Annotated in this window: 10 protein-coding genes; 2 read left to right on the top strand and 8 right to left on the bottom strand. The window is 67.3% G+C overall.

Annotated elements, in window-relative coordinates; translation table 11 throughout:
• Positions 1-42: 42 nt before the first annotated feature.
• From fhuE to DI041_RS06245, 3 genes are all read right to left on the bottom strand, one after another.
• A complete protein-coding gene (gene fhuE / locus DI041_RS06235; protein WP_136638975.1) occupies positions 43-2,175 on the bottom strand; it encodes a ferric-rhodotorulic acid/ferric-coprogen receptor FhuE in 2,133 nt (710 codons plus the stop codon).
• Positions 2,176-2,349: 174 nt separating this feature from the next.
• Positions 2,350-2,901, bottom strand: coding sequence for a M23 family metallopeptidase (locus DI041_RS06240; RefSeq protein WP_136638976.1), 552 nt, complete (start codon positions 2,899-2,901; stop codon positions 2,350-2,352).
• 77 nt (positions 2,902-2,978) lie between these two features.
• A complete protein-coding gene (locus tag DI041_RS06245; protein WP_136638977.1) occupies positions 2,979-3,461 on the bottom strand; it encodes an Lrp/AsnC family transcriptional regulator in 483 nt (160 codons plus the stop codon).
• Between the two features lie 72 nt (positions 3,462-3,533).
• Here DI041_RS06245 and DI041_RS06250 point away from each other — a divergent pair, with 72 nt between their 5' ends.
• Positions 3,534-4,409, top strand: a complete 876-nt coding sequence (locus DI041_RS06250; RefSeq protein ID WP_136638978.1) for an EamA family transporter — start codon at positions 3,534-3,536, stop codon at positions 4,407-4,409.
• A gap of 185 nt (positions 4,410-4,594) precedes the next feature.
• On the opposite strand, the gene DI041_RS06255 is transcribed toward DI041_RS06250, so the two are convergent.
• From DI041_RS06255 to DI041_RS06270, 4 genes are all read right to left on the bottom strand, one after another.
• On the bottom strand, positions 4,595-5,332 hold the full coding sequence (locus DI041_RS06255; protein ID WP_211195202.1) for an endonuclease/exonuclease/phosphatase family protein: 738 nt from the start codon (positions 5,330-5,332) through the stop codon (positions 4,595-4,597).
• A gap of 53 nt (positions 5,333-5,385) precedes the next feature.
• On the bottom strand, positions 5,386-6,213 hold the full coding sequence (locus DI041_RS06260; protein WP_136638980.1) for a thiol:disulfide interchange protein DsbA/DsbL: 828 nt from the start codon (positions 6,211-6,213) through the stop codon (positions 5,386-5,388).
• 106 nt (positions 6,214-6,319) lie between these two features.
• Positions 6,320-6,970, bottom strand: coding sequence for a thiol:disulfide interchange protein DsbA/DsbL (locus tag DI041_RS06265; RefSeq protein ID WP_006391516.1), 651 nt, complete (start codon positions 6,968-6,970; stop codon positions 6,320-6,322).
• A 106-nt stretch (positions 6,971-7,076) separates the two neighbouring features.
• A complete protein-coding gene (locus DI041_RS06270; protein WP_136638981.1) occupies positions 7,077-7,877 on the bottom strand; it encodes a c-type cytochrome in 801 nt (266 codons plus the stop codon).
• A 155-nt stretch (positions 7,878-8,032) separates the two neighbouring features.
• On the opposite strand from DI041_RS06270, the gene yihA reads away from it, so the two are divergent.
• Entirely contained in the window at positions 8,033-8,635 is a 603-nt protein-coding gene (gene yihA / locus DI041_RS06275; RefSeq protein WP_041864681.1) for a ribosome biogenesis GTP-binding protein YihA/YsxC, read from the top strand.
• 120 nt (positions 8,636-8,755) lie between these two features.
• Here yihA and DI041_RS06280 read toward each other — a convergent pair whose 3' ends face one another.
• Positions 8,756-9,730: an MBL fold metallo-hydrolase gene (locus DI041_RS06280; protein WP_136638982.1), complete on the bottom strand. Its 975-nt coding sequence runs from the start codon at positions 9,728-9,730 to the stop codon at positions 8,756-8,758.
• Positions 9,731-9,916 lie beyond the last annotated feature (186 nt).

Here is a 9,916-nt window from a genome sequence, read left to right on the forward strand (position 1 = left end):
GCTCGGCTCTACAGGAGCGGGGCGGTTGTGCCCCGCAGCTGATCAGAACGCCCAGGTAAACGTCAGCGAGCCGTTGCGGCCATCGCCGTATGCACCGTAACCGGTGATCTGCGAGTAGTACTTCTTGTCCAGCAGGTTGTTGAGGTTGGCCTGCACGCTGAACTCCGGCGAGATGCGGTAGCGCAAGAAGGCACTCACCAGCGCGTAGCCTTCCTGTTCGAAACGGCCCACAACCGGCGCAGCGTAGTAGATGCGGTTCTGCCAGTTGGCGCCGCCGCCGACGGTCAGTGCCTGCAGCGACTGCGGGGTGTAGCTGGTGAACAGCTTCAGTGCGGTCTGCGGCAGGTTGGTGTTGATGTCGGCGTCGTTGATGTCCTTGGCCACATAGCGCGAAGCACCGAAGGTGGCATTCCAGCCCGGTGCCAGTTCGCCGTTCACTTCGAACTCGAAGCCGCGGCTGACGGTGCCGCGTGCAGCGATCGATGCGAACTCGCCTGGACGGCCGATGATCGGTTCGCTGGTGGCCTGGGCCACGTTGTCCTGTTCGATACGGAACACCGCCAGCGAAGCGTTCAGGCGGTTGTCGAACCAGGCACCCTTGACACCCACCTCGTAGCTCTTGCCATCAACCGGATCGAGGTAGCGGTCGTTGCGGTCGCGTGCGGTCTGCGGCTGGAAGATCTCGGTGTAGCTGGCGTAGGCCGAGTAGGTGTCGTTGATGTCATACACCAGGCCGGCATACGGGGTGGTCACCTTGTGCTCGCGGTCGTCGTTCTCGCCTTCGCTCTTCCAGTTGGTGTAACGCGCACCGAGGATCAGCTTCAGCGGATCGGCCAGGGACAGGCGTGCGGCCGCGTAGCCGGCCTTCTGGGTGATGGTGCCCTGGCTGGCGAGCGCCAGCGGATTCCAGTTCGGCTGGGCGATGTTGCCGGTCCAGTTGAGATAGCTGTCGAACGGTTTCCAATTGGGACCGCCCATCTGGAAGTCACCATAGTTGGCGAACTCGCGCTTGTTGTAGCTCAGGCCGGCCATGAACTGGTGTTCGCGTCCGAACAGCTGGAACGGTCCGTCGATGTAGCCATCGATGCCATCGACCTTGCGCTCGGTGTTGTAGAAACCGGCCATCGGTGTGACGCCAGCACCGGTATTCTTGTCGAACGCGGTGTAGGACGGATAGAACAGCTTGTCGTCGGCCTTGGTGCGGTCATGGGTGGCGCCGATCTTGAACTTCCAGCCATTGCTGAAGGCGTGCTGCAGGGTGGCGAACGCACGCTTGCTGGTGGTATCCCAGTAGGTCCAGTCCGGCGACGGATTGAACGAGGTCGGGTAGTTGGTCGGGCTACCGTCGGCGTACCACATCGGGAAGCCACCCCAGGTCGCGCCGTTGGCGCGCTTCTGCTGGTAGTCGTAGCCCACGCTGAGCTGGGTATCCGGGGTCAGGTCGGCGTCGATCACCGCATAGCCCAGCGTCTTGCGCTGGTTGTAGCGGTCCATCTGCCCATCGGTGTCCAGGTAGCTGCCGATCACGCGGCCACGCACCGTGCCGCTGGCATTCAGCGCACTGCCGACGTCCACGGTGGTCCGGGTGCGGCCCCAGCTGCCCACGTTCACCGAGACACTGCCGGTCAGCTCGGCGCTGTCGGCGTGCTTGCGGATCAGGTTCACCGATGCGGATGGATTGCCGGCGCCGCTGAGCAGGCCGGTGGCGCCGCGCACGACTTCCACGCGGTCATAAAGGGCCAGGTCCAGGCCGGAATCGCCGTAGCTCCAGTTCTGCACCATCTGCGTCGGCAGGCCGTCGAACTGGTAGGCATCGATGTAGAAGCCGCGCGCGTAGAACTCGGTGCGCTCGCTGTCGGACTGGGTGCTGGTCACGCCGGTGGTGTTGGCCAGCACGTCGATGATGTCGTCCAGCTTCTGATCTTCGATGCGCTGGTGGCTGATGATGCTGACCGACTGCGGGATCTCGCGCGGTGCCAGATCGAAGCGGGTGCCGGCCGAGGTGCGGCGTACCGAATAGCCTTCGGCACGCTCGCCCTTGACCACCACCTTGTCCAGCGTGGTCGGGTCGGCGGCGGTGTCGGCAAGGGCGGCCGGGGCCACGGTGCAGAGAACAGCGAACACGGCAATGGACAGCCGCTGCGGCTGCAGGGTACGGAAGGCGGGACGGGTCATGGGGAATCCTGGACGAGCACGCGCGTTCGGCCGGCATCCAGGAGGCGAGGCGCTTACGGGTAGGGGAAGGGCGGGCAGGCCGTCCTGGCACCACCGGAAACGAAAGAAATAGTAATGCGAACTATTCCTATTTACAAATCATGAACAGTTCGGCGCGCGGGTGCGCCATGGCGATCAGCGAAGCAACGGCAACGGGTCGCGGGGGCCGTTCGTGCCGTAGATGCCCCAGTGCAGATGCGGCGGCGTGCCCTTGGCATTGCCGCTGTCGCCCACGTGGCCGAGCAGGTCACCGGCCTGCACCACCTGGCCGCGCGCCAGGCCCTCGGCCCAGCCTTCCAGATGCGCGTAGTAGTAGCGTTCCCGCCCGGGCCCGATCACCCAGACCTGGCGACCACCGAGGCCGCGTTCGCTGACATCCGCGATGACGCCGGCAGTGACGCTGCGCACCGGCGTGCCGCGCTTGGCGAAGATGTCGATGCCGGCGTGGGAGCGGTCACGGCCTCGCGGCGCGCCGAAGGTGTCGGCAATCTGCTGGGGGCGTACACCCTCCACCGGCACCGGCAGTTCGGTGGCCGGCGGCATCCGCGAGAGTGCCCACAGCATTTTCGGCGCGGCCGCCCATGGGCTGTTCCACAGCGTCATCGCGGCAACGATGGCAATGCCCAGCCACAGGCCGCGCAGCAGCCAGCGGCGCAGGCGGTGGGCAGGAGAGGGGAATGTGCTCATGGTCTCCGGCTGTAGCGTCGAGCCATGCTCGACGGCTGTTGCTTTGCGGTAGTAAGGCAGTCGTGCATGGCTCGACGCTATGGAACTGGCAGCAGCGGCACTTCGAAACTCCGCTTCAACGTGCCCAGTGCCACCGAGGTGCGGAAGCGCTCGATGTTGTCGTCGCCACCGAACAACCGCTCGGTGATCGTCTCGTACTCCTCCATCGACGCCGCCGAAAGCAGCAGCAGGAAATCGCCGTCACCGGTAATTGAATAGCACTGCTGCACGGCCGGGTCGTCCTGCACGCGGCGCTTGAACGGCGCCACGCGTTCGCGTTGCTCGCTGACCACGCGCACCTCGACAATGATGGTCAGCGGCCGCCCCACCTTGGCCGCGGCAACCACGGCCACATTGGCCGCGATCACGCCACTGTCCTGGAGGCGCTTGATCCGGCGCTGCACCGCAGGAGTGGACAGGTGCACGGCCTCGGCGATCTCGCGCTGCGGCAGGGTGTTGTCCCGCTGCAGCAGGTCGAGGATGGCGCGGTCGAAACTGTCGAGCACGGGGGCGATGGCCATGGTGAGCAGAAATTGCACGAACGGGCTGTCAATTGAGCCAAGTGCTCGGCGCCGGCGCAATAGACTTTGCGCATGCAGACTTCACGATTCGCGCCGATGTTGCCGGCGCTGGCAGTGCTCGGTTCGGTCACCTCGCTGGCCATCGGCACGTCCTACGCCAAACACCTGTTCCCGCTGATCGGCGCGCAGGGCACCAGCGCATTGCGGGTGGGCTTCTCGGCGCTGTTGCTGCTGCTGTTCTGGCGGCCGTGGCGCTGGAAGACCAGCCGCGTGGATGCGATCACCATCCTGCGCTACGGGCTCACCCTGGGCCTGATGAACCTGCTGTTCTACATGGCCCTGCGCACGATCCCCTTCGGCATCGCGGTGGCCATCGAGTTCACCGGCCCGCTGACAGTAGCGATGCTGTCATCACGACGACCGATCGACTTCCTGTGGGTGGGCTGCGCGGCGGTGGGGCTGCTGTTGCTGTTGCCGATCGGTGGCGGCCCGGCGCTGGATCCGGCCGGCGTGCTGTATGCCATGGGTGCGGCGGCGTGCTGGGGCCTGTACATCGTGTTCGGCAAGCGTGCCGGTCACCTGCATGCCGGGCATTCGGTGTCGCTGGGCCTGCTGGCCGCGTCGCTGGTGGTGGTGCCGGTGGGCGTGGTGCATGCCGGCGCCGCGCTGCTCGATCCGAAGATTCTGGCGGCAGGCCTGCTGGTGGCGCTGGTGTCCAGCGCGATCCCGATGTCGCTGGAGATGATGGCGCTCAAACGCCTGCCGAAGGAGACCTTCGGCATCCTGATCAGCATGGAGCCGGCGGTGGCCGCGCTGTGGGCGATGCTGCTGCTGCACGAGCACCTGCATGGACTGCAGTGGCTGGCCATCGGCTGCACGGTGCTGGCCTCGGTGGGCAGCACGATGACGGCAAGGCGGCTGAAGGCGCCGGTGGTGCAGGCGGGGTAGCGCCGGGCCGTGACCGGCGGAGAGCGTGCGGACCAACGGTCCTCACCCACCAGGGCAGCGTGCCAACCAAGGTTGGCACCCACCAGGGCAGTGGTCCGCACCCACCAGAGCGGCGTGCCAACCAAGGTTGGCCCCTACCAGGGTCGGTAGCGCCGGGCCATGCCCGGCGAGCGCAGCGGAAGCGCTCAGCGCAGGGCGTTGGCCGGTACGTCGATCGCCATCGCCAGCGCGAGGTGATCGGAGAACGCCGCCGGTACGGCTTCCACGCTGCGGGTCTGCAGGCCGCTGCTGACCAGGATGTGGTCGATGGCGCGGTCGGGGCGCCAGCTGGGGAAGGTCGGCACGATGCAGCCGGGTGGCTGCAGCCGGGTCTTCTGGTACAGCACCTGCATTTCCGGGCGTTCGGCCAGGCAGTTGAAGTCGCCCATCAGTACGGCGTTGGGGTGGTCGGACAGCAGCTCGGCGATGAAGCCCAGCTGTGACATCCGCGAACCCGCCCCCAGCGACAGATGGGCCACCGCCACCGCCAGGCCGTCCTCGCCATCCCCGAACTTGGCCAGCAGTACGCCGCGCCCGCCGATGCGGCCGGGCAGGGCGTGGTCCTGTACTTCCACCGGTTCCAGTTTGCTCAGCAGGCCATTGGCGCTGGAAGCGACCCCGCCCATGCGCCGGTTCGGCTGGTGGCTCCAGTAGTTGAAGCCGGCGCGCTGGGCCAGGTAGTGGGTCTGGTTGGTGAAGCCCGAGCGCAGGCTGCCCGGGTCGGCCTCCTGCAGGCCGACGATGTCGTGTTCGCGTGCCAAGGTGGCGATCGCGTCAAGACTGCTGCGCTTGCGACCCGCCGGCAGTGCATGTGACCAGCTGCGGGTCACATAGTCACTGTAGCGGCGGGTACTTGAGCCGGCCTGGATGTTGGCCGTCAGCAAGCGCAGGGTCCGTGTGTGGGGGGAAGTCACGGCCGGGAACAGCTTCTCTTGGATCAGTGAGCCTGGGCCGCACCGCGCTCGCGGGCGATCAGGTGGTCGGCGATGCGCAGCATGTCCGGGAAGCTCTTGCCCTTCACCAGGTACTTGCCGTTGACGATGATCGACGGGGTGCCGCTGATCTGGCTGCGCTGGGCGAACTGCTTGGCCGAGTTGGTCTTGGCGTTCACCGCGAAGCTGCCCATGGTGGCGGCGAACTGCTTCGGATCCACGCCATAGGCGCCGTAGAACTTGGCGATGTCGTCCACCGAGTCACGGCCGCGCTCGCCCTTCAGGGTCTTCTGCGAGTGGATGGCGGCGTACAGCGCCTCGTGGGTCTTTTCCTGCACGCCCAGGGTCTGCGCGGCGTAGAAGGCACGGGCGTAGTCATCCCAGGTGCCGCCGAACATGGCCGGCACGTAGACGAAGTTCACATCGCTCGGCAGGCCGGCCTTCCACGGGCCGACCAGCGGCTGGAACGCTGCGCAGGCCGGGCAGACATAGCCGAAGATCTCGGTCACTTCGATCTTGCCGGCGGCCGGCTGGAACGGCTGGCCGTTCGGGATCACCTGGTAGTCGGCGCCTTCCACCGGGGCCGGGCCGGTCAGTGCGGCGGTGGTCGGGGCCGGTGCGGCGGCCGGTGCGGCTTCAGCCGGGGCCTTGTCGCCTTCAGCGGCCGGGGCGGCGCCTTCGCTGCCAGCGGCCGGTGCTGCCGGCTCGGTGGTGGCCGGAGCGGCGGTCGGCTCAGCCGGGGCGGCGGTGGTGTTGGTGCTGCCATCGTCGGCCTTGCAGGCGGCCAGGATCGGCAGCAGCGCTGCGAGTGCGAGGGCGTAACGGATCTTCATGGAAACGTCTCCAGCATCTGGATAGGTGGGGCCGGCAACCAGTGCCGGCCAGAGGGAAATGATGACATGCGGCGGCGACAGCGCCGTGTCGATGGTGTGTATTGGTTCAGCGGCCGCGGGCGGCGCGGGCCTGGGCGATCAGCGCCGAGGCGATGCGCAGCTGGTCGTCGAAACTGTTGCCACGCACCAGGTACTGGCCGTTGATGATGATCGCCGGGGTGCCCGGAATCTTGGTGCGCTGGGCGAAGGCGCGGGCCGCGTCGACCTTCTTCTGCACCGCATCGCTGCGCAGGGCCTGGATGTAGCGGTCCGGGGTCACGCCATAGGCCTTGTAGAAGTTGGCGAGCTCATCGGCCGAGACGTTCTGCATCGGCAGCGAGCCATCCTGATGCAGGGCCTTGAACACGGCCGCGTGGCTGCGCTTGGCCACGCCTACCTGGTCGGCGGCGTAGTAGGCCAGCGCCCAGGCATCCCAGGCGCCACCGAATGCGGCCGGGACCGGGGTGAAGCGCACGTCGGCCGGCAGCTTGGCCGCCCAGGCTTCCAGCTGCGGCTCGAAATGGGCGCAGTGTGGGCAGGTGTAGCCAAAGACTTCGACCACCTCGATCTTGCCGGCCAGCGGCTGGAACGGGCCCGGCTGGGCGATGCGTTCGTAGTCTTTGCCTTCCACCAGCGGCGCGTTGGCAGGGGTGGCGGCGCTGGCGGCCAGCGGCAGCAGGACCAGCAGGGACAACAGCAGGCGGGAAATCAACCTCATCGACACGCATCTCCGTTGAAAAAAGCAACGCCGGCGCAGTCGCCGGCGTGAAGGAAACATACCGCAGGCGCGGGCCGTGGTGGCGGCCCGGGCCGACCAATGGTGGTCAGGGGGCGGCGGCCGGTTGTGCCGGCACAGGCGCGGCAGCCACGTCATCGGCCTTGTTGTGCAGGCCCTGCAGGTAGCTCGACAGCGCCTGCACCTCCTGCTCGCTCAGCTTCTGCGCGACCGCAGCCATGATCTGGAAGTGCGCCTTGTCGGTCTCGTGGGTCTGCCCGGCCTGGTATTCCTGCAGGCGCCGCGCGACGTAGCTGGCGTGCTGACCACCGATATGCGGGTAGGCCGGGCCCGGATTGCCGGCGCCGCTGGGGCCGTGGCAGGCCATGCAGGCCGGCAGGCCACGCTTGGCGTCGCCGCCGCGGTACAGCTGCTGGCCGATCTCATAGAACTTCATGCCCTTGTAGGGGCCTTCGGTGACCGCCGTGTCGTCGGCGATGCCGGCGGTGGCTTTCTGCGTGGCGAAGAACGCGCCGATATCGCGCATGTCCTGCGGGGTGAGGTTCTGCACGAACGGCACCATCGCCACCGCCGCACCGGAACTGCGCTGGCCGTTGGCGATCAGGGCCATCTGCTGGGCCACGTAGCGTTCGCTCTGGCCGGCGATGGACGGGTACATCTCCACCGTGGAGTTGCCGTCGGCGCCATGGCAGGCCGCGCAGGCCGAGGCCTTGGTCTGGCCTGCCTTGGCATCGCCCCAGTGGGTCTTGCTGAAATCCACCTCCAGCGAGGCGGTGTTGATCGGCCCGTTGTCGGGCAGCGGGGTCAACGTGGTCTGCGCGAACGCAGCGGCGGCAACGACTACGGCAGTGGCAAGGGCGGATACGGCAAGAACGCGAGCGTGGCGCATGCTAAAGCTCCGTATGGACCGGGCCGGGCGGCAGCCACGGCATCGCCCGGATTATCAACGCCGTTTCCGCGCACGGTCAACGCAGCAGTGCAGCATTTTCCCGGCAGAGGGCCCCGGGCCGGGCGCGCGGTGCCGCAACATGCGATCCTATGCACATGTCATTGCTCATCGAACGCGCTCAATACCACCTCTCTGCCCACAACATGGGGCAGCTGCCGCCCGATGAGGGGGCCGAAGTGGCCTTTGCGGGCCGCTCCAACGCCGGCAAGTCCAGTGCTCTCAACGCATTGACCCGCCAGAACAGCCTGGCCCGGGTCTCCAAGACCCCCGGCCGCACCCAGCAGCTGGTGTTCTTCCAGGTGACCCCGGAAGCCCATCTGGTCGATCTGCCCGGTTACGGCTACGCCAAGGTGCCGCTGGACCTGCAGGCGCACTGGCAGGCCTTCATCGACCGCTACTTCCGCACCCGCAATGCGCTGAGGGGGCTGGTGGTGGTGATGGATATCCGCCACCCGCTGAAGGACTACGACCGGCAGATGCTGGCCTATGCCGTGCAGCGTGGCCTGCCGGCGCATGCGTTGCTGACCAAGGCCGACAAGCTGAGCCGCAGCCAGCAGATGCAGACCCTGCAGAAGGTGCGCAAGGAACTGCACTCCTCCTTCGGGGATACGGTCAGCGTGCAGGTGTTCTCCGGCGCCGCCCGCACCGGTGTGGACGAAGCCCGCGGCATCATCGGCGGCTGGCTGGGGCTGGAATAAGAACAAGGTGCGCCGGGCGACGCCCGGCGGCATTCCTGTAGAGCCGAGCCCATGCTCGGCTGCCGCGCGCAGCGCGGCGAGACCCCGAAGAACCGAGCATGAGCTCGGCTCTGCAAGGTTTCATTTCAGCGGCGAATACTCCGCCGGCACCCAGGCATAGGCCTGGCCCTCGCTGCGCACATGGCCCAGGCCGGGGAACGGCAGGTGCGCACCTGCCACCCACCAGCGGTTGGCGGTGGCCTGCTGCAGCAGGCTGCGGCGACTGGTGATGGCCGCCTTGCGGTCCGAATCGGCCTCGAACGCGGCCTCCGGGTGCGCGAACTGCACCGCGTGGAAGTGCAGCACATCACCCCACACCAGCAGTGACTGGCCCAGGCTGTCGAACCGGTAGGAGACATGGCCCGGGGTATGGCCATGGGTATCCATCGCCACAGCACCGCCGGGCAGGGCATCGCCGGGGCTGAAGGTACGCAGATGGCCGCTGGCCTGGTACGGCGCTACCGCGTTGCGTGCCAGTGGGAAGGCGAAGCGTACGCCTTGCGGTGCACTGGCCTCGCTGGCCGGGTTGAGCCAGTAACCGGCATCGGCCTTGGACAGCCACACCGTGGCGTTCGGGTAGGCCGGCTTGCCCTGCGCGTCGAGTACGCCGCACAGATGGTCCGGATGGGCATGGGTCAGCAGCACCTCGTCCACCTCGGCCGGGTCGACGCCGGAAGCACGTAGATTGCCCAGCACCTGGCCCAGGCCAGGACCGAAGCACTGCGCGGTACCGGTATCGACCAGGGTCAGGTGATTGCCCTGGCGCACCAGGAAAGCGTTGATCGCGGTCTGCAGCCCCTTCTTGTCTTCCGGCACATAGCGACCTTCCAGCAGGCGGCTGACCAGCGTCGGCGGCACGTCCACCACTTCCTGCCGGCCCAGTGCGACCACACCATCGAACAGGGCGGTGACCTGCAGCGCCCCGACGCGCTGGTGGTAGACGCCGGGCACCTGTTGTGTGGGGGCAGGCGAGGTGGCTTCGGCCAGCGCGGTCAGCGGCAGGCACGACAGGGCCAGCAGCAGGGCGCCGTGCAGCGGCAGGTGACGCAGGGTCATGGCGGTTCTCGGTGGATGACGGGCAATTCCGTTGCTGCATAGCCTGCCGTGGCCGGTGTGCGCGCGGCGCTCAAACCACTACGCGGAATGCTCAGGGAAGGGGTGTCTGCAGGGCTGCGCCCTGCACTCGCAGAGGCAAAAGCCGAAGCAACAGCAACAGCAACAGCAACAGCGGCTATCCGTGGG

This window comes from Stenotrophomonas maltophilia, from assembly GCF_004920835.1.
Lineage (GTDB): Bacteria > Pseudomonadota > Gammaproteobacteria > Xanthomonadales > Xanthomonadaceae > Stenotrophomonas > Stenotrophomonas maltophilia_AQ.

Excerpts from the sequence above, each read along its gene's own strand:
- DI041_RS06265 (WP_006391516.1), bottom strand. The coding sequence starts at position 6,970 with ATGAGGTTGATTTCCCGCCTGCTGTTGTCCCTGCTGGTCCTGCTGCCG.
- DI041_RS06250 (WP_136638978.1), top strand. The coding sequence starts at position 3,534 with ATGCAGACTTCACGATTCGCGCCGATGTTGCCGGCGCTGGCAGTGCTC.
- DI041_RS06270 (WP_136638981.1), bottom strand. The coding sequence starts at position 7,877 with ATGCGCCACGCTCGCGTTCTTGCCGTATCCGCCCTTGCCACTGCCGTA.
- DI041_RS06280 (WP_136638982.1), bottom strand. The coding sequence starts at position 9,730 with ATGACCCTGCGTCACCTGCCGCTGCACGGCGCCCTGCTGCTGGCCCTG.
- yihA (WP_041864681.1), top strand. The coding sequence starts at position 8,033 with ATGTCATTGCTCATCGAACGCGCTCAATACCACCTCTCTGCCCACAAC.
- fhuE (WP_136638975.1), bottom strand. The coding sequence starts at position 2,175 with ATGACCCGTCCCGCCTTCCGTACCCTGCAGCCGCAGCGGCTGTCCATT.
- DI041_RS06240 (WP_136638976.1), bottom strand. The coding sequence starts at position 2,901 with ATGAGCACATTCCCCTCTCCTGCCCACCGCCTGCGCCGCTGGCTGCTG.
- DI041_RS06245 (WP_136638977.1), bottom strand. The coding sequence starts at position 3,461 with ATGGCCATCGCCCCCGTGCTCGACAGTTTCGACCGCGCCATCCTCGAC.
- DI041_RS06260 (WP_136638980.1), bottom strand. The coding sequence starts at position 6,213 with ATGAAGATCCGTTACGCCCTCGCACTCGCAGCGCTGCTGCCGATCCTG.